Below are 18,268 nucleotides of genomic sequence, written 5' to 3'. Positions count from 1 at the left end.
TGAGATCACCAATTATGGAGATTCAACTGGCCAAAGTGGAGAATCCATGAAAGAGAAAACCGGGAACATCGCGGGACATGCGCGGACACGCCGTTCCACCGGGCCGCGCGGCCCCGGCCCGGGTTTTCGGCACCTCTCTTCCGTGATTTCCGGCTCACCGATTCAATGACGCCTGCTTTTCGGACTTATATACATATTGTCGGTTTTTATCTTTTTTCGGGCGTCGCGGGCGGAGGTCACGCGTGGCGCCGGATGCGCCGGCCGGTGATCTCGGTCGCGGAGATCCGCAGGTACGGCTCCCGCCCGTCGTCCGTCCACGGCCGCACGCCCAGCGCCGCCAGGGCGGCCCGGTCCTCGTCGGAGGAGACGTGGTCGATCCCGCCCCGCACCATCACGCTCCAGCCCTCGCGGCCCGCGTCGTCGATCCGGTCGGCCTCGAAGGCGATCTTGGTCTCGACGCCGTCACGACCGATGTGCGGCGACTCCTCCAACGGGCCGCCGAAGGCGGTACGAAAGATCAGCGAGCTGCCGTGCAGGGCGTAGTCGACCGGCTGGATCACCGGCCCGCCCGCGCCCTCGAAGGCGATCCGCCCCACCCCGCCGGGGGTGATGAGCCGCAGGCACTCGTCCCGGTCGAGGACCTGCGCCCGCGCCGTCGGGGCCGCCCGTCCGTACCCGACCGGCCCGTCGTGTCCGGGTGACGCGTCGTGTCCGGCCGGTGCGCCGTGTCCGGACGTCGCGCCCCACGCGGACGGCGTGCCCTGTCCGGGCCGCGTGCCCCCTCCGGGCGGCGGGCCGGTGCTCCCGCCGAGCAGCTCCTCCGGACGGGTGTCCAGGGCGGTGGCCACCCGGTTCACGGTGCCGGGGTTCGGCGAGGCCACGGCCTCCTCCAGGTAGGCGAGGTACCCGGGGTCGATCCCGGCCCGCAGGGCCAGTTCCTCCCGGGTCAGGCCGAGATCCTCGCGCCGTCTGGCGATCCGGCGGCCGAGGTCGCCCGGGGCCGATACGCGTCCAGTCATGAGATGTCTCCTGCCGGGAACGGGGACGCCGGTGCGGGTCCGGGGCTCCTCCGGCTCCGCGTCCCCCGATCGGCGTCACCTGAGGCCTCCCCGCACCGGCGCACCGCTAATCCGCCCAGGTCAGAGCCGTGCCGGGTCAGAGCCGTGCCGGGTCAGAGCCGTGCCGGGTCGGAGCCGGCCGGGGCCGGGGCCGGCCCCGGTGGCGCGGCCCCCGGGGAACGAGCGCCCCGCGTCAGGCCAGCCTGATCACGTTCCAGGAGACCGGAGGCAGCAGGACCGTCGCCGGGTCGTGCTGGACGTCGGGGTTCGGCCGGGGGGCGATCCTGCCGGGCTCGTCGGCGGTGTTGCGGGCGTAGACGTCGGGGTCGGTCAGCGTGGTGGCCTCGACGACGCGTACCCCGCCGAGCGCGCGGGTGTCGATCCGCAGGGACAGCGGGCGGTCGACCGAGCGGTTGACCGCGAACAGCGTCGTCGTCTCGCCGTCGTGGGTCGCCACGGCGTGCAGCAGCGGCACCTCGCCGTACTCGGCGGTCTCGTAGGTGGGGCAGACCGGCTCGACGCGCAGCACGTCCCCGGCCGCCAGCGCGGACGCCTGGGCGAACGGGTGGAAGGTGGTCTGCCGCCACGCGCGCCCGCCCGGCTCGGTCATGATCGGGGCGATCACGTTCACGAGCTGGGCCAGGGAGGCGGCCGTCACCCGGTCGCTGTTGCGCAGCAGCGTGATCAGGAGTCCGCCGAAGGCCACCGCGTCGGCCAGGTGGTAGTGGTCCTCCAGCAGCGGCGGGGCGACCGGCCAGTCCGCGGGCGGCTCGGCGTTCTGGAAGCGCGACAGGTACCAGACGTTCCACTCGTCGAACGAGACGTCGATCTTCTTGCGGGACCTCAGCTTCGCGCCGACGTGGTCGGCGGTGGCCACCACCGAGGAGATGAAGTACTCCATGTCGGTCGAGCAGGCCAGGAAGCTGCCCAGGTCGCCGTTCTTCTCCTCGTAGTAGGCGTGGCAGGAGATGAGGTCCACCACGTCGTAGGTCTCCTCCAGCACCGTGGCCTCCCAGGCGCCGAAGGTCGGCATGGCCGAGCCGGAGCTGCCGCAGGCCACGAGCTCCAGGCCGGGGTGCAGCGTGCGCATGGCGCGGCCGGTCTCGGCGGCGAGCCTGCCGTACTCGTGGGCGGTCTTGTGGCCGGTCTGCCACGGGCCGTCCATCTCGTTGCCGAGGCACCACATCGTGATGCCGTACGGGTCCGGGGCGCCGTTGGCCGCGCGCAGGTCCGACAGGGTCGTGCCGGAGGGGTGGTTGCAGTACTCCAGCAGGTCCAGCGCCGGCTCGATGCCCCGGGTGCCGAGGTTGACCGCCATCATCGGCTCCACCCCGGCCTTGACGCACCAGCGCATGAACTCGTCCACGCCGACCTCGTTGGTCTCCGTGCTGTGCCAGGCCGGGTCCAGCCGGCGAGGACGCCGCTCGCGCGGCCCCACGCCGTCCTCCCAGCGGTAGCTCGACACGAAGTTCCCGCCCGGGTAGCGGACCGTGGAGACCCCGAGCTCCCTGGTCAGCTCCAGCACGTCACGCCGGAAGCCCTCCTCGTCGGCCCCGGGGTGGCCGGGCTCGTAGATGCCGGTGTACACGCACCGGCCCAGGTGCTCGACGAACGTGCCGAAGGTGCGCCGCCGGACCGGGGCCACGCGGAAGGCGGGGTCGATCGTGAGGTGTGCCGTGTGCACTACTGGACTCCAGGGATTCGGCCAGGTACGAACCAGGTAATTGTTAACGTTATCATTTTGTGCGTCAAGGTCCTGGGCGGGCATGTGGCGCCTGGAATGCCGATACTCCTGTCGCCGGCGGCCAAAAGGCGTGCCGACCTGGGCATGTGCGTCGGTGCTCCGGGCCGGTGGAGCACCGGTGAACCGTGACGATCACCCTGTACGCGTCGCTGATATCGTTATCACGGGAGTCGGTGCGGGGGAGGACGGCTGGTGGCAGGTGTCCGGCGGGACGGGCGTCCCGCGGTGATCGGTGATGTCGCGCGGCTGTCCGGGGTGTCGAACCAGACGGTGTCTCGCGTGATCAACGAACGTCCCAACGTGCGCGAGGAGACGCGGCGGCGGGTGCAGGAGGCGATCCGGCAGCTCGACTACCGCCCCAACCTGATGGCGCGCGGGCTGGTCCGCAGGCAGGCGCACACGATCGGCGTGATCGGTTTCGACCCGGTGCTGTTCGGGCCGGCGTCCACGCTGCTGGGCATCGGCCGCGCGGCCCGCGCCGCGGGCTACGGCGTCACGATCGCCACCCCGGAGAGTTCCGGCCGCGGCGGCATCGTCGAGGCGATGGCCGACCTGGCGAGCCACACGGTGGCCGGAGTGATCACCGTGTTCGCCTCCCGGGCGGCGGCCACGAGCGCGCTGCTCAGCCTGCCCGCGGGCCTGCCCGCCGTCGCGGTCGAGGCGTCCCCCGACGACTCGGTCCCCACCGTGCGCATCGACCAGGCCGAGGGTGTGCGGATGGCCGTGGAGCACCTGCTGCACCTGGGGCACCGGACCGTGTGGCACGTCTCCGGGCCGAGGGAGCGCCTCGACGCCCAGGCGCGCGTCGAGGCGTGGCGGACGACCCTGGAGAGGGCGGGCCGTCTCGCGCCCCAGGTCGTGCCGGGGGACTGGAGCGCGGAGTCGGGCTACCAGGCCGGGCTCGAACTGGCCGAGCGCCGGGGCGTGACCGCCGTCTTCGCCGCCAACGACCACACGGCGCTCGGGCTGCTGCGCGCCTTCAGCGAGCGCGGCGTCAGGGTGCCGCGGGACGTGAGCGTCGTGGGGTTCGACGACATCCCCGAGGCCGGATACCTCATCCCGCCGCTGACCACGGTCAGGCCGGACCACGAGGAGGTGGGCCGCCGTTCCGTGGAGACGCTGCTGCGCCTGATGGACGGGCAGGACGACGCCGCGGGCGCCGTGCCCCGCGTGGTCCCGACGCTGGTGCGGCGGGTGAGCACCGCACCGCCGCCGGGCTGATCACCGGTTCCGGTTCCGGTTCCGCGGAACGGGTTCAGGCGGGGCGGGCGGCCGGGGGAGTGGCGGGGACGCCTGAGCCGTAGTCGTCGAGGACCGGGGCCCGGCGGGGCAGCAGGCTCCCGATCCGGCTCGCGACGGCCGGCAGCATCCAGAACCGGCTCAGCAGGTTCCTGGTGCGGATGGCCGAGGCGCTGCCCGGGACCAGCCGCCCCGCCCCCTCGGCGATCTTCGCCTGCCCGCGTTCGACGGCCCCGCGGTGCCGCTCCTCGTAGCGGGCGAACGCCGTCCGATAGTCGCCTCCGGCGGCGTACAGCTCGCCGGCCAGCACGTATGCCCCCGTCATCGCCAGCGTCGTGCCGTGCCCGGACAGCAGCGCCGGGCAGTGGGCGGCGTCCCCGGCCAGCGTGACGCGCCCGGCCGACCAGCGGTCCATCCGGATCTGGCTCACCGAGTCGAAGTAGAAGTCGGGCGCGGCGGTCACCCGCGCGAGCAACTCCGGCACCCGCCAGCCGTCACCCGCGAACGCCTCGGTGAGAACCCGCCCGTGCAGGGCGGCGTCACGCCGGTCGGCACCGTCCAGCTCGGGGTGGCGGAAGACGAAGATCGCCGTCGCCCGGTCGAGATAGCTGTAGACGCCGGCCATCCTGCCGGGCTCGTTGTACAGCAGCACCTCGTCGTCCACGCCCATGTCCTTGCTCACGTCCGCGGCGGCGACGTAGTGGTCCAGGTGACGCAGGAAGCGCCTCTCCTCGCCCATGGCCAGGGCGCGGGTGAGAGAGTGCAGGCCGTCGGCGCCGACCACCAGGTCGAAGCGGCGGGCTCCACCGCGCTCGAAGGTGACGTTCACCCCGTCGCCGTCCTGTTCGAGCGTGCTGACGGAGTCGCCGAAGACGTACTCCACGTCGTCGGCGGTGGCCTCGTACAGGATTCTCACCAGGTCACCGCGGGGCAGCTCGATGCCGGGGGCGGCGAACCTCCCCGTGGCGACCCTCGCCCTGCTCCTGCCGGAGCGGTCCACGAACGACAGCCCCTTCATCTCCACCCGGGCCTGCCGCACGCGCGGCAGGACGCCCATCCGGCGTGCGACCTCCGTCGCCGGGCCGATCACGTCGATCGGGTAGCCGCCCTCGCGCGGCCCCGCGGCGCGCTCGACCACCACGGGCCGGAACCCGTGGCGGGCCAGCCAGTACGCCAGCGTCGGGCCCGCGACGCTCGCCCCCGAGATCAGCACGTTCCGGTTCCTGGCCGTCATGACACCCTCCAGGTTCATCCGTGACTGACCAGCGGTCAGTAAGATGACCGTAGGCTACTGACCACCGGTTAGGCAAGCGCGCTAGGGTGGGGGCCGTGAACGACGAACCCGGAACCCGCGCGAGGATCCTGGAGACCGCACGCGCGCTGTTCGCCGCGAACGGCTATCAGCGCACCTCCCTCCGGGAGATCGCCGAGCGGCTGGACCTCACCAAGACGGCGGTCCTGTACCACTTCCCCGCCAAGGCCGACATCCTGGACGCGCTCGCCGAACCGCTCCTGCGGGACCTGGAGGCGGCGATCGCCGTGACCGGCCCGCCGGACCCCGGCCGGGACCGGTGGGCGCTGATGGAGAACCTGGTGGACGTCTACCTGGCCCACCGGGGTTCGCTGCGCATGATCCTCAGGGACGTCGCCCTGTTCGCGCAGGATTCGGCGTTCCAGCGGTTCGTGGCCGTCATGACCGAGGCCAACCGGCTCGTCTCGGGCCCCGACCCGGACCTGCGCGAGCGGGTACGGGCGGCCCAGGCCATCGCCATGCTCAGCGACCCGGTGATCCTGCTGGCCGACACCCCGGGCGGGGCGCTCCGCAGGGAGGTGCTGGCGGGCGTGCGCCGCCTGTTCGCCGAGGGGTTCCCGGAGTCCGGGGAGACCGGCGCATCTGGAGCGTCCCCGGGGGACGGGCCGCACGGTCCGCCGGAGGTGCCCGCCGAAGCCCGCCCGCCCGCCCTGCCCGATCCGCCCGGCCCGACTCGCCCGTCCGACCTGCCCGGCCCGTCCGCCGCTCCCGCGTCGGGCGCGCCGGCGCGGCGGCACAGGAGCGGCAGGCCCGGTGCGATGACGCCCGACATGGTCGAACTGGCCAGGCGGATGGACGCGGGCGGCTCGCACACCATGGCCGAGATCGCCGCCGCCCTCGGCGTCTCCCGCGCCACGCTCTACCGTTACCTGTCACCGCCCTCAGAATAATGAGACATGTTTTGAGACACATTTTGAGACGGAGGCGGGCGGGTGACGAGGGGGGTTCCCGCCGGGCCGGGTCTAGTGTTGTGGCGCCGCTTCGGGACGGCGTCGCCGTCCGGGGGACCGGCCGGGACGTGAACCCGGAGTGCACCACCGCGCCGTGACGCGCGCCGGCAGACGATGAGGAGAACCGATGATCCGCCGCTGGAACCCCTCCGGTCCGGCCGCCCCGCTCGGCCGGTACAGCCACCTGGCGGCCGTGCCCGCAGGCCACGAGCTGCTGGTCATATCCGGCCAGGTCGGCGTCATGGAGGACGGCACCCTCGCGGGAACGGACGCCGAGTCCCAGGCGCGGCAGGTCTTCGCCAACATCGAGAGCCTGCTGCGCGCCGCGGACGCCGGGCCCGAGCACCTGGTCAAGCTGTTCACCATGCTCTCCGGAACGGAGCACCTGGCGGGGGCGCGCGCGGCGCAGGGGGAGGTGTTCGCCCGGTGGTTCCCGGAGGGCGACTGGCCCGCGCACTCGCTGATCGTGGTCGCCGCGCTCGCCGCCCCCGGGCTCCTCATCGAGGTCGAGGGCATCGCCGCCGTCCCGCGCGGCTGACCGTCCCGGTGCCACCGCCGGGCGGGGAGAGGGCGTCCCCCCCGCGACCGTCCCCCCCCCGCGACCGTCCGCCACGTGACCGTCCGGCCCCGGCTCCCGCTCCTGCGTGAAGGTGCGACCGCTCCTGCGTGAACGCGCGACCGCTTCTGCGTGAAGGCGCGACCGCTTCTGCGTGAACGCGCGACGGCGGCTCAGCCGGTGACGACCGTCAGGTCCGCCCTGCCCCGGACGTCGTCGCGGGCGTGGAACCTCTCCTCCTGGGCGGCCCAGCGCTCCCAGTGGGGCGCGTAGAGGTCGCCGTCCCGCGCGAGCGCGCGGGTCCTGCGCACCTCGCCGGGGGCCTCCAGCCACACCAGGCCGCTCAGGTACGGCGCGGCGGCCAGGGCTCCGGAGCCGGTGCCGTCGAGGACGAGGATCCCGGCGCGCGGCACCTCGTGCCACTCGGCGTAGCCGCCCGCCGCCCAGTCGTAGCGCCTCCACCGCGCGGGACGACCCAGGCCCAACGGCCGCAGCACCCATTCGACCAGCGCGTCGACCCCGTCCAGCAGGCCGTCCCAGCCGGGGTAGAGGTCGTCCATCCGCACGACGGGAGCACCCAGCTCGGCGGCGACGGCGGTGGCGAGGGTGGACTTGCCCGACCCCGACCGCCCCTCGACGGCCAGGACGCGGGTGCCGCCCGTCCCGGGGGGCCGCGCCCGCGCCCAGGCGGCGATCCCGGTCGTGATGCCTGTCGTGATGCCTGTCGTGATCCCGGAGCTCATCGTTCCCCCCCTCTATTTGACAGATTAATTTGTCCAATGGTCTCATGGGGACATGCCCGCGACCGAGATGACGCTCATGGACGAGCCCGATCGTCTGCGTCTGGCACTCACCCCGATCCGCCGCCGCCTTCTCGGGCGCCTGCGTGAGCCCGCCTCGGCGGTCGGTCTCGCCGCCGATCTCGGGCTGCCACGGCAGCGGGTCGGCTACCACCTCAGGGTGCTGGAGGAGGCCGGGCTGATCGAGCTGGTGGAGGAACGTCCACGGCGCGGCTTCGTCGAGCGCGTCATGCGCGTCACCGCCAAGGCGTTCCTCGTCGATCCCGGCGTGCTCGCCGCACCGGAGGAGAGCACCGGCAGCACCGGGGCGGCGGAGACCGGCCGAGGGAGCGACGCGGCCGGTGCGGGCGGCGAAGGCGGCGGGGCCGGCGCGGCCCGGATCGAGGCCGAGGTCGCCGCCGAGACCGACGAGGAGTTCCGCCGCGTCGCCGACCGCTACGCGGCCGAGCATCTCGTCGAGGCGGCCGCGGACACCGTACGCGACGTCACCCGGATGGCCGACGCCGCCGACCGGCAGGGCGTCCGGCTGCTGACGTTCACGCTGGAGGCGCGGGTGCGCTTCGCCGAGCCCGGCGACGTGCACGACTTCGCCGAGGCGCTCGCCGAGGCCCTGGCCCGCGTCGCGGAACGCTTCGACACTCCCGGCGGGCGGCCCTACCGCCTCGTCGCCGGTGGCCATCCGGCCCCGGCGGGCAGGAAAACCCCGGTTCACGGAGAACCGGCGACCGACCCTCTTCCCGGGGCAGCGGCCCCGGCGACCCCGACCCCGGAGGCACCCGAATGACCGACGAACCGTTCGTCGTCGACGTCACCATCACCGCGCCCGTCGGCGAGGTCTGGGACGCCCTGCGCGATCCCGACCTGATCCGGCGCTGGCACGGCTGGCACTTCGACGGGCTCGACGAGGAGATCGACGTCATCTACCGCAAGGGCGCCGTCGAGTCGGCCGGCGAGTACCGGCTGGAGCTCCAGAGCAACGACGTGTTCGAGCTCACCGATCTGGGCGACCGGACGCGCCTGCGGCTGACCCGCGCCCCCCGCGGTGGCGATCCGCAGTGGGACGCCTACTACGACGACATCAACGAGGGCTGGGTCACCTTCGTGCACCAGCTCGCGTTCGCCCTGGAGCGCCACCCCGGCGCCGACCGGCGCACGGTCTTCCTCTCGGGAGCCGCGACCACGCCGGTGCTGGAGGCCGCCGGTCTCGCTGCGGTGGCCGGGGCGGACCCCGGGGCGTACGAGGTGACCGGTCCCGCCGGCGAGCCGCTGCGCGGCGAGGTGTGGTTCCGCTCGGCCCACCAGATCGGGCTCACCGTCGAGGGCTGGGGGGACGGCCTGCTGGTCGTCGCCGAGCTCCCGCCCTCGCTCACCAACCCGGACGGCGCCGGCATGATGGTGCTCACCACGTACGGGCTCGGCGAGGCGGCGTTCGCCGACCTCGAATCCCGCTGGAGCGCCTGGTGGGGGAGGACCTTCCCCGCGCCCGCGCCGGTCGAGGGGAAGGACGATCCCGCCACGGACGATTCCGCCACGGACGATTCCGTCCCGCACGATCCCGGCTCGGACGGGCCCGCCGTTCACGATCCCGGCTCGGACGGGTAGGCCGGAAAGGCCGCGGCGGGCCGGTTCCCCCGGCCCGCCGGCGGCCGATCGTGACTCCGGGACAGGTCAGAGGGGCGGTTCGGCACCGCCCACCGGCTCCGTGGTCCACGCCCGGTGCCGGGACTCGCGGATCTCCTCCTCGGAGGTCTGCTCCACCCTGGCCATGGCGAACCGCAGGATCGGCGGGGCCGTCAGGGAGGTCACGATCGCCACGAGGATCACGATCGTGTACGCCTCCACGCTGAGGATCCCCGGCCGCAGGCCGACCATGGCGACCACCACCTCGATCACGCCACGGGCGTTGAGCCCGGCGCCCAGCGCGAGCGCCTCCCACTTGCCGAGCCCGCTCAGCCGTGCCCCGGCGTAGGCGCCGACGAACTTGCCGATGATCGCGATGGCCAGGACGGCGAGCCCGGCGAGCAGCACCTCCAGCCTGACCAGCGCGGTGAGGTCCATCCGCAGCCCCGCCGTGGCGAAGAAGATCGGCGCGAACCCCGAGAGCACGACCGTGCGCAGCGGGGCGAGCTTGGACGGGTCGACCCTGCCCGTGGTGCCGATCAGGATCCGCAGATGAACGCGCCGAAGACCGCCTCAAGGCCCAGGGTGTGGGTCCCGGCGCCGGCGAGCACGATGAGGACGGCCGCCGAGGCGACGGTGGGACCGGCCTCGTCGGACGTGGCGGCGATCCGCATCGTGTGCCTGACCAGCGGGCGGCCGAGGGTGGGCGCGAACACGATGACGGCGACGAGGTAGGCGAGGGAGGTCAGCACCGTGCCGGTGGACACCGCGTCGACCGCCATCGCGCTCACGATCGACGGCATGAACCAGCCGAAGGCGTCGTCGATCATGCCGGCGGTCAGCGTGAGCTGGCCGATGTCGCGGTGCAGCAGCCTCATGTCCATCAGGGTCTTGGCGATGACCGGGATCGCGCTGACGCGCATCGCCACCCCCAGGAACAGGGCGAGGACCAGGGTGTCGGTGCCTTCCGGGATCAGTGTCCCGGGCAGCAGGAAGCCGGCGCCCATGCCGAGGCCCAGCGGGATGACGAGGCCGCCGACACTGACCCCGGCGGCCGTGCCGCCTCGTTCTCCTTTGACGTCACAAGGACGATAGAAGAGGTACCCGAGGTGGCAGAGGAGGCACCTCATGCCACTTGATGTCTGCTCAGGGGCCAAGAGAGGGCTTACCGGCGGGGTGCCGTTCCGCTGAGATGTTCCGGTGATGTTTCGGCATGGTGACGATTCAGCGGAAACCAGGGGTGAGCGTCCAAAACTGTCCACCCTCACGACCCTGACGGGCAGGAACAGCAGTACGATCTACTGTAATTGACAGTAAACCGTGCGTAAGGAGTGGGACGTGGATCTCATCGTGCCCCCGGCGGAACGGCTCCGGTGATGGCCGGTCAAGGAACCGTCGGTGACCGTATCCGCGGTCTGCGGGTGAACAAGCACATGTCGCAGGCGCAGCTGGCCGGGCCGGACCTGTCGGACAGCTACGTCTCGCTCATCGAGTCCGGGAAGCGGACGCCCACGCCGGTCGTCACGCGCCTGCTCGCCGAGCGGCTCGGCTGCACCGTGGAGTTCCTGCTCCACGGCATCGAGCCTCACCAGCGCGTCGACACCGGGCTCGCCCTGCGCCACGCCGAGCTCGAACTGCTCCACGGCGACCCGGCCCTGGCATCGGGCCGCTTCGCCGCCGTGATCAAGGCCGTGGACAACGACGGCGCCGCGCTCGCCGCGCAGGCGCGGTTCGGCCAGGCCCGCGCGCTGGAGGCGCAGGGCCGTACGGCGGAGGCGGTCGAGGCCTACGAGCGGCTCCGCAGGGAGGCCGCGACGCACCCCGAACGCCTCGCCGACCTCCCGCTCGTCGTCGCGCTCTGCCGCTGCTACCACCGCGCGGGCGACACGCTGCGCGCGCGGGACCTCGGGGCCGACGCTCTCGCCCTGGCGTCCCGGCTCGGGCTGGACCGGGGGGATCTGGCCCTCGCCCTGGCCGAGGTGCTCGCCGAGACGGAGATCGACCTCCCCTACGTGGAGCACGTGCTGACGGCGTCCGGGGCTCCCGACGCCGCCGATCCGCACCGGGAGATCCTCGAACTGTGGCGGGCGAGCCTGGCCGCGGCGGGGGAGGACTCCATGCTCGCCCTGGTGCTCGCGGAGGACGCGCTCGCCGCGGGAAGGTCGGCGCGGGCGGCCACCCGCTACGTGAACGGCGCGCTGCGCTGGGCGTGGCTCGCCGCCGCGCGGCCGGGGGACGCCGACCTGGCACGGGCCGGGGAGCTCGCGGCCTCGGCCGCCGAGGCCCTCGCCCACCTGTCGCCGGAAACGGCCGAGCACGCCCGCGGCCTGATCGTCCTCTCCCGCGTGCGGCTGCGCGCCCACGGGGCGAACACCTCGGACACGAGCGTCCCGAGCGTCCCGAACGGGCTCGACGGGCTCGACGGGCTCGACGGTGTCCTCCACGGTCTCGGCGGGGCGGGCCGTACGGACCGGGCGGGGCTCGCCGATCCGGTGGACGATGTCGCCGCCCTGGTGGAACGCGCGCTCGGCATGCTCGCCGGCGCACACGGCACCGTGCCGGCCATGGCGTACGTGACGCTGGCGGAGATCGACCTGGCACGCTCCAAAGACGCCCGCCCGGCACTGGCGGAGGCGGAGCGGCTGCTCGACGACCCCGCGACGTCCGCCGACTCCCTCGCGGACGCCGATCCCACCGCGTTCGCCGATTCCCTCGTGGACGCCGGTTCCCCTGGACGCCGGGACTCCGCAGCTCCGGCGGCCTCGGCCGTCGACCGTGAGGCGGCGCGGCTCTGGCGGGAGATCGGCGACCTGTGGGGACGGGCCGGATCACCGGAGGGGCAGAGGAACGCCTACCTCAGGGCACTGAAGATCATCGGTGTCGCGGCGCGTCCCGAGACGTCACCGGTCACGGCGCGGTACGTGGCGTCGGGCCCGGCGATCCCGGTGGGCCTCGGCGCGACGGCGGAGCCGGGGGTGAGGTGAACGCCGCGGTGGACCGGAGGCGAACGCCGTACCCGAGCCCCGAGCCCTGAGCGAGGCGAGGGTCGCGGAGCCGGGGACGGGATGAACGGCGGGGCAGGGGACGGGGACGGGGTGAACGACGCGGCGGCGGGGCGGGATGTCCGTCGCCACGTCTCTTAGGTTGGGCTAACTTGAAGCGCGTGCCTCCCCCCGTCGTGTCCTCTCCCGCCGTGCCGCCCCCCGCGAAGAGCGCCTGCATTCCCGACCGGCCCGCCGGTCTGGGCCTGCTCGGCCTCCTGCTGCTGCTCACCGTGCTGGCGAGCATCGTGATCGGCGCCAAGCAGATCCCGCCCGGCGAGGCGCTGGCCGGCGTGTTCGCCCCGGACGGCTCGGAGAACGCGCTGATCGTCCAGCAGTTGCGGCTGCCGCGTACCCTGCTGGGCGTGGGCGTCGGCATGGCGCTCGGCCTGGCGGGCGCGCTCATGCAGGCGCTGACCCGCAACCCCCTGGCCGAGCCCGGCCTGCTCGGCGTCAACGGGGGCGCCGCGGTGGCCGTCGTGACGGTGATCGCCCTGTTCCGGGCGGACGACGTCCTCGTCTACGTGTGGGCGGCGTTCCTCGGGGCGGCCGGAGCGGCGGCACTGGTGTACGCGATCGGCACGCGCGGCCGTTCCGGCGCCTCCCCCGCCCGGCTGGTGCTCGCCGGAGCCGGCATCAACGCGGTGTTCAGCTCCCTGACGGCGGGACTGATGCTGCTCAGCCCGCGCAGCTTCGGGGGCTTCCGGTTCTGGCAGGTCGGCTCGCTCTCCGGGCGCGACCTGGAGGTCTTCCTCAGGATCGGCCCGTTCCTGCTGGCCGGTACGGTGCTGGCGCTCCTGCTGGCCCGCCCGCTCAACGCGCTGGCGCTGGGGGAGGACACCGGGCGGGCGCTGGGCGCGCGGCCCGGCAGGACCCGCGCGCTGGGCGCGCTGGCCGTGGTGGTGCTGTGCGGTGCCGCCACCGCGGCGGCAGGGCCGATCATGTTCCTCGGGCTGGCGGTGCCGTTCACGGTCCGGGCGCTGGTGGGACCCGACCAGCGCTGGGTGCTGCCGTACTCGCTGCTGCTGGCGCCGGTGCTGCTGCTGTGGGCCGACATCCTCGGCCGCGTGGTCGCCGCGCCAGGGGAGCTGGAGACGGGCCTGGTCACCGCCTTCCTGGGTGCCCCCCTGCTGGCGATGATGGTCCGCCGCGGAAGGGTGCCCCAGCTGTGAGCGCGAGCCGTGTCCTGCGCGCCGGGACGTTCTCGCTGAGGTGGCGGCCCCGGTCGGTGGCGGTCTGCGTCCTGCTGGCCGCGATCGCGCTGGGGGCGGCGGTGGTCGTGGTCGGCACCGGCGACTTCCCGCTCTCCGTCGCCGAGGTGCTGGGGGCGCTGACCGGTCAGGGGGACCGGGCCACGGAGTTCATCGTGCTGAACCTCCGGCTGCCCAGGGCCGTCACCGGCCTGCTGGCCGGGATCGCCCTCGGCCTGAGCGGGGCGATCTTCCAGAGCATCACGCGCAACCCGCTCGGCAGTCCCGACCTGATCGGGTTCACCACGGGGTCGGCCACCGGCGCGCTGCTGCAGATCCTCGTCATCGGCGGCGGGACCGCCGCCATCGCGGCCAGTTCCATGCTGGGCGCGGTGCTGACCGCGCTCGCCGTCTACCTGGTCGCCTACCGGGGCGGGGTGCACGGCTACCGGCTGGTCCTGGTCGGGGTCGCCGCGGCGGCGATGCTCGAATCGTTCAACGCCTACCTCATCACCCGCGCCGAGCTGCGCGAGGCGTACGAGGCGGCGTTCTGGCTCACCGGCAGCCTGAACGGCAGGAACTGGCAGCACGCGTGGCCGCTGGCCGCGGGCGTGGCGGTGCTGGCGCCGGTCGCGCTGGCGTTCGGGCGGCGGCTGCGCATGGGGGAGCTCGGCGACGACGCCGCGCTGGCGCTGGGGGTGCCGGTCCAGCGGACCAGGGCCGCCCTGGTGGTGACCGGCGTGGGCCTGGTGGCGGTGGCGACGGCGGCGGTGGGGCCGGTCCCGTTCGTCGCGCTGGCCGCGCCGCAACTGGCGCGCCGGCTCACCGGCCTTCCGGGGACGCAGCCCGTGCCGGCCGCGCTGATGGGAGCGGCGCTGCTGGTCGTCAGCGACCTGGTGACGCTGCGCCTGCCGATCCCGCTCCCGGTCGGCGTGGTCACCGGTGTGCTGGGTGGCGTCTACCTGGTCTGGCTGCTGTCGACCGAGGGGGCCAGGGGGAGGGCGTGAGCGGGAGAGGATCTTCGGATCTCCCGTGCGGGCAGGCGTTGACGCTCCGGAGCACCTAAATTAGGTTAGCCTTACCTGATCCAAAGGGGAGCTCTGTGCTGACCAGGGAAGAACTTCGCGATTCGCTGACAGAACTGCTCGGGGAGCCGGTGGAGGCGCACGAGAACCTCATCGAGCTGGGCATGGACTCGATCCAGTTGATGGGGCTGACCGGTCGCCTGCGACGCCTCGGTGTCGAGGTCGGTTTCGCCGAACTCGCGCGGCGGCCCACGCTGGCCGAATGGTGGGAACTGCTCGCCGAACGCGGCGCCCTCTCCCCGGCCGACGACGGCTCCCCCGGTACGGGCGAGGCCCCCGACGTTCCCGACGCACCTCTGGACGGTGTCCCGTCCGTGGCCTCGGGCGCCGGCCCGGACGCGACGGCGGAGCACGGCCGTGAGGCGGACGGGGCGGAGCCGGACGGGCCCTTCCCGCTGGCGCTCATGCAGCACGCCTACTGGATCGGCCGCGACTCCGGCCAGTCGCTCGGCTCCGTCGCCGCGCACCTCTACGTGGAGCTCGACGGCCGCACGATCGACCCCGGGCGCCTGGAGCGGGCCGTCGTCGCGCTCGTCGAACGGCACCCGATGCTGCGCGTCGCGATCCGCGACGACGGGACCCAGCTCGTCCTGCCGGAGCGCCCGGGACCGGCCGTCACCGTGCACGACCTGCGCGCCGCCCCCGACCCCGGGGCCGAGCTGGAGCGGGTACGCGCGGAGATGTCCACCCAGCGGCTCCCCATCGAGACGGGCCGGGTGTTCGACGCCAGGCTGAGCCTGCTGCCGTCCGGCGAGGCCCGCCTGCACCTGGACGTCGACATGGTCGCCGCCGACGCGATGAGCTACCGCACGCTGCTGGCCGACCTCGCCGCGCTGTACGAGGGCGAGAGCCTTCCGCCGATCGCGTTCGGCTACGCGCGCTACCTGGCGGCCGACCCGCGCGCGCAGGCCCGCGAGCGCGACCGGCGCTGGTGGGCCGGGCGGCTCGGCGAGCTGTCCGGGCCGCCCGAGCTGCCGGTCGTCGCGCAGCCCGGCGACCTGGTCGTCCGCAAGCACCACTGGCTGGCCCGCGACGACAGGCGGCGGCTGATCGCCCGCGCGCACCGCGAGGGCGTCACCCCGGCCATGGCGCTGGCCGCCGTCTTCGCCGAGGTCATGGGCGCCTGGTCGGCGACGCCGCGCTTCCTGCTGAACCTGCCGCTGTTCAACCGCGAGCCGATCCACCCCGACGTGGACGCCCTGGTCGGCGACTTCACCGGCTCCGTCCTGCTGGAGGCGGACCTGTCGCGGGAGCTGCCGTTCACCGAACGCGCCCGCGAGCTGCAGGCGCTGCTGCACACGGCCGGCGAGCACAGCGACTACTCCGGCCTGGAGGTGTTGCGGGACCTGTCGCGCTCGCGCGGCGAGCAGGTGCTCGCGCCGATCGTCTACACCAGCGCGCTCAACCTCGGCGAGCTGTTCGGCGACCGGGCCAGGCGCGCCTTCGGCGAACCGGGGTGGATCGTCTCCCAGGGACCGCAGGTCCTGCTGGACGCCCAGGTGACCGAGGTCTCCGGCGGGCTGCTGCTCAACTGGGACGTACGCGACCCGGCCTTCCCCGAGGGGGTCGCCGACGCGATGTTCGCCGCCTACACCGGCGCGATCACCCGGCTGGGCGCGCCCGACGCGGACTGGGACGAACCCCTGCGGATCGGCCCCTCGCCCGACCGGCTGCGCCTGCGCCACCGGCTCAACGCCCAGCCGCCGCCCCCCGCCACGACGCTGCACCGGGGATTCTTCGAGCGGGCGCGCGCCACCCCCGGCCGCGCGGCGCTGCACTGGGGCGACGACGGCACGCTCACCTACGGCGAGCTCGCCGACCGCGCCCTGCGCGTCGCCGCCCACCTGAGGGACGAGGGTGTACGGCCCGGCGACCGCGTCGCGGTCGAGCTGCCCAAGGGGCCCGGCCAGGCCGTCGCGGTGCTCGGCGTGCTGGCCGCCGGCGCGGCGTACGTCCCGGTGGGGTCCGGGCAGCCCGCCGCGCGCCGCGCGCGGATCCTCACGGCGGCCGGGGTCGCGGTCTCGCTCACCCCGGCGTCGCTGGCGGCGGCCGTGACGCACCCCGCGCCGTTCGGCGAGCCGGTGGCCGTCGCCCCGGACCGCGTCGGCTACGTGCTGTTCACCTCGGGCTCCACCGGCGAGCCCAAGGGCGTCGAGGTCTCGCACGGGGCCGCGATGAACACGATCGGCGACCTGGTCGAGCGGTTCTCGATCGGCGAGCAGGACGTCTCGCTCGCCGTCTCGGCGCTCGACTTCGACCTGTCGGTGTTCGACCTGTTCGCGCTCTGGTCGGCCGGGGGCGCCGTGGTCCTGCCGGACCAGGAGGAGCGGCGCGACGCCGCCCGCTGGGCCGAGCTGGCCGGGCGCCGGTCGGTGACCGTGCTGAACTGCGTGCCCTCGGTGCTGGAGATGCTGCTGGAGACCGGGCCGGTGCCGAGCCTGCGGCTGGTGCTGCTCGGCGGTGACCGGGTCGGCACGCACCTGCCCGCGCTGCTGCGGGAACGCGCCCCCGGGTGCAGGTTCGCCGCGCTCGGCGGCACGACCGAGACGGCCATCCACTCGACCGTGCTGGAGGTCGACGGCGAGGTGCCCGCCGACTGGACGTCGGTCCCCTACGGCGTGCCGCTGCGCGGGGTGGCCTGCCGGGTCGTGGACGAGCTCGGGCGCGACCGCCCCGACTGGGCGCAGGGCGAGCTGTGGATCGGCGGCGCGGGCGTCGCGGACGGCTACGCCGGTGACGCCGCGCGTACCGCCGACCGCTTCGTCGTCCACGAGGGCACCCGCTGGTACCGGACCGGGGACCTGGCACGGTACCGGCCGGACGGGACGCTGGAGTTCCTCGGGCGGCGCGACCACCAGGTGAAGGTCCGCGGTTTCCGGATCGAGCTCGGCGAGGTCGAGGCGGCGCTGGAGAGCCACCCCCGGGTCGGCAGGGCCGTCGGCCTGCTCGCCGGCGCGCGGCTGGCCGCCGCGGTGGTGCTCACCGGCGAGCCGGACGAGTCCGGGGAGACCGCGCGGGCCGGGGAGATCGGGGAGGCCGGGAGGCCGGGCGCGTCCGGGGAGCCGGGGGAGCCGGGGGAGCCGGGGACGGTCGGGGAGTTGCTCGCGCACCTGCGGGAGCTGCTGCCCCCGCACATGATCCCCGACCTGCTGGTGCCGGTGCCGGAGGTGCCGCTCACCGCCAACGGCAAGGTGGACCGCAAGGCGCTCACCGCCCTGGTCGCCGAGGCCGCGGGACAGGCGGGCGTCCCCTACACCGCGCCGGGCACCGCGCTGGAACGGGTGCTCGCCCGGATCGTCGGCCAGGTGCTCGGCGTGCCGAGGGTCGGCGCGCACGACGACATCTTCGCGCTCGGCGGGGACTCGGTGCTGGCCACCACGGTCGTCGCCCGGTCGCGCGAGGCGCTCGACGCCTCGTCGTTGCCGCTGCGGGCGCTGTTCACCGAGCGGACCGTGTCACGTGTCGCCCACCGGTTCACCGAGACGGAGGAGACCCCCGGCAGGCTGGAGGCGGTCGCGGAGATCTGGCTCGCGGTGGAGGCCATGTCCGAGGAGGAGATCGACGAACGCCTGGAGACGGGCGGGCCCCGGTAGACCCGGCCGGTCCCGCCGCTCCCGGGATCGCCGGGTGAGCCCGGTGAGTCTCCCGGGAGCGGCGGACGAGCGCCTCGGGA

The 18,268-nt window shown here is 74.0% G+C and carries 15 protein-coding genes; 9 read left to right on the top strand and 6 right to left on the bottom strand.

What is annotated here, in order from left to right; genetic code table 11:
• Nucleotides 1-236: 236 nt before the first annotated feature.
• Nucleotides 237-1,019: a pyridoxamine 5'-phosphate oxidase family protein gene (locus tag ACLQ2R_RS26430; RefSeq protein ID WP_425963307.1), complete on the bottom strand. Its 783-nt coding sequence runs from the start codon at nucleotides 1,017-1,019 to the stop codon at nucleotides 237-239.
• A 232-nt stretch (nucleotides 1,020-1,251) separates the two neighbouring features.
• Nucleotides 1,252-2,742 carry an alpha-N-arabinofuranosidase gene (locus tag ACLQ2R_RS26425; RefSeq protein WP_425963305.1) on the bottom strand — a complete coding sequence of 497 codons (1,491 nt, stop codon included), beginning with the start codon at nucleotides 2,740-2,742 and terminating at the stop codon, nucleotides 1,252-1,254.
• Between the two features lie 252 nt (nucleotides 2,743-2,994).
• On the opposite strand from ACLQ2R_RS26425, the gene ACLQ2R_RS26420 reads away from it, so the two are divergent.
• Entirely contained in the window at nucleotides 2,995-4,023 is a 1,029-nt protein-coding gene (locus ACLQ2R_RS26420) for a LacI family DNA-binding transcriptional regulator (RefSeq protein ID WP_425963304.1), read from the top strand.
• Nucleotides 4,024-4,057: 34 nt separating this feature from the next.
• On the opposite strand, the gene ACLQ2R_RS26415 is transcribed toward ACLQ2R_RS26420, so the two are convergent.
• Nucleotides 4,058-5,275: an FAD-dependent monooxygenase gene (locus tag ACLQ2R_RS26415; protein WP_425963303.1), complete on the bottom strand. Its 1,218-nt coding sequence runs from the start codon at nucleotides 5,273-5,275 to the stop codon at nucleotides 4,058-4,060.
• A 95-nt stretch (nucleotides 5,276-5,370) separates the two neighbouring features.
• On the opposite strand from ACLQ2R_RS26415, the gene ACLQ2R_RS26410 reads away from it, so the two are divergent.
• Together ACLQ2R_RS26410 and ACLQ2R_RS26405 are read left to right on the top strand one after the other, a co-directional pair.
• Nucleotides 5,371-6,243, top strand: a complete 873-nt coding sequence (locus ACLQ2R_RS26410) for a TetR family transcriptional regulator (RefSeq protein WP_425963301.1) — start codon at nucleotides 5,371-5,373, stop codon at nucleotides 6,241-6,243.
• 187 nt (nucleotides 6,244-6,430) lie between these two features.
• A complete protein-coding gene (locus ACLQ2R_RS26405) occupies nucleotides 6,431-6,841 on the top strand; it encodes a RidA family protein (protein ID WP_425963300.1) in 411 nt (136 codons plus the stop codon).
• A 191-nt stretch (nucleotides 6,842-7,032) separates the two neighbouring features.
• Here ACLQ2R_RS26405 and ACLQ2R_RS26400 read toward each other — a convergent pair whose 3' ends face one another.
• A complete protein-coding gene (locus ACLQ2R_RS26400) occupies nucleotides 7,033-7,602 on the bottom strand; it encodes a hypothetical protein (protein WP_425963299.1) in 570 nt (189 codons plus the stop codon).
• A gap of 52 nt (nucleotides 7,603-7,654) precedes the next feature.
• Here ACLQ2R_RS26400 and ACLQ2R_RS26395 point away from each other — a divergent pair, with 52 nt between their 5' ends.
• Nucleotides 7,655-8,443 carry a helix-turn-helix domain-containing protein gene (locus ACLQ2R_RS26395; RefSeq protein WP_425963298.1) on the top strand — a complete coding sequence of 263 codons (789 nt, stop codon included), beginning with the start codon at nucleotides 7,655-7,657 and terminating at the stop codon, nucleotides 8,441-8,443.
• Nucleotides 8,440-9,261, top strand: a complete 822-nt coding sequence (locus ACLQ2R_RS26390) for an SRPBCC family protein (protein ID WP_425963297.1) — start codon at nucleotides 8,440-8,442, stop codon at nucleotides 9,259-9,261. The genes ACLQ2R_RS26395 and ACLQ2R_RS26390 overlap by 4 nt, the downstream gene beginning before the upstream one ends.
• A 66-nt stretch (nucleotides 9,262-9,327) precedes the next feature.
• On the opposite strand, the gene ACLQ2R_RS26385 is transcribed toward ACLQ2R_RS26390, so the two are convergent.
• Nucleotides 9,328-9,765: a cation:proton antiporter gene (locus ACLQ2R_RS26385; protein ID WP_425963296.1), complete on the bottom strand. Its 438-nt coding sequence runs from the start codon at nucleotides 9,763-9,765 to the stop codon at nucleotides 9,328-9,330.
• A 53-nt stretch (nucleotides 9,766-9,818) separates the two neighbouring features.
• Entirely contained in the window at nucleotides 9,819-10,409 is a 591-nt protein-coding gene (locus tag ACLQ2R_RS26380; RefSeq protein WP_425963295.1) for a cation:proton antiporter, read from the bottom strand.
• 246 nt (nucleotides 10,410-10,655) lie between these two features.
• On the opposite strand from ACLQ2R_RS26380, the gene ACLQ2R_RS26375 reads away from it, so the two are divergent.
• From ACLQ2R_RS26375 to ACLQ2R_RS26360, 4 genes are all read left to right on the top strand, one after another.
• Nucleotides 10,656-12,263, top strand: coding sequence for a helix-turn-helix domain-containing protein (locus tag ACLQ2R_RS26375; protein WP_425963294.1), 1,608 nt, complete (start codon nucleotides 10,656-10,658; stop codon nucleotides 12,261-12,263).
• Between the two features lie 179 nt (nucleotides 12,264-12,442).
• Complete coding sequence (locus ACLQ2R_RS26370) at nucleotides 12,443-13,492, top strand: FecCD family ABC transporter permease (protein ID WP_425963292.1); 1,050 nt, start codon at nucleotides 12,443-12,445, stop codon at nucleotides 13,490-13,492.
• Nucleotides 13,489-14,517 (top strand): FecCD family ABC transporter permease, encoded by a 1,029-nt coding sequence (locus ACLQ2R_RS26365; RefSeq protein ID WP_425963291.1) that lies wholly within the window; start codon nucleotides 13,489-13,491, stop codon nucleotides 14,515-14,517. Before ACLQ2R_RS26370 ends, ACLQ2R_RS26365 begins: the two co-directional genes overlap by 4 nt.
• 95 nt (nucleotides 14,518-14,612) lie before the next feature.
• On the top strand, nucleotides 14,613-18,188 hold the full coding sequence (locus tag ACLQ2R_RS26360; RefSeq protein ID WP_425963289.1) for an amino acid adenylation domain-containing protein: 3,576 nt from the start codon (nucleotides 14,613-14,615) through the stop codon (nucleotides 18,186-18,188).
• Nucleotides 18,189-18,268 lie beyond the last annotated feature (80 nt).

Origin of the sequence: Streptosporangium sp. DT93 (genome assembly GCF_049844535.1) — a bacterium.
GTDB lineage: Bacteria > Actinomycetota > Actinomycetes > Streptosporangiales > Streptosporangiaceae > Streptosporangium.
This window is presented reverse-complemented; position numbering and strand designations above follow the sequence as displayed.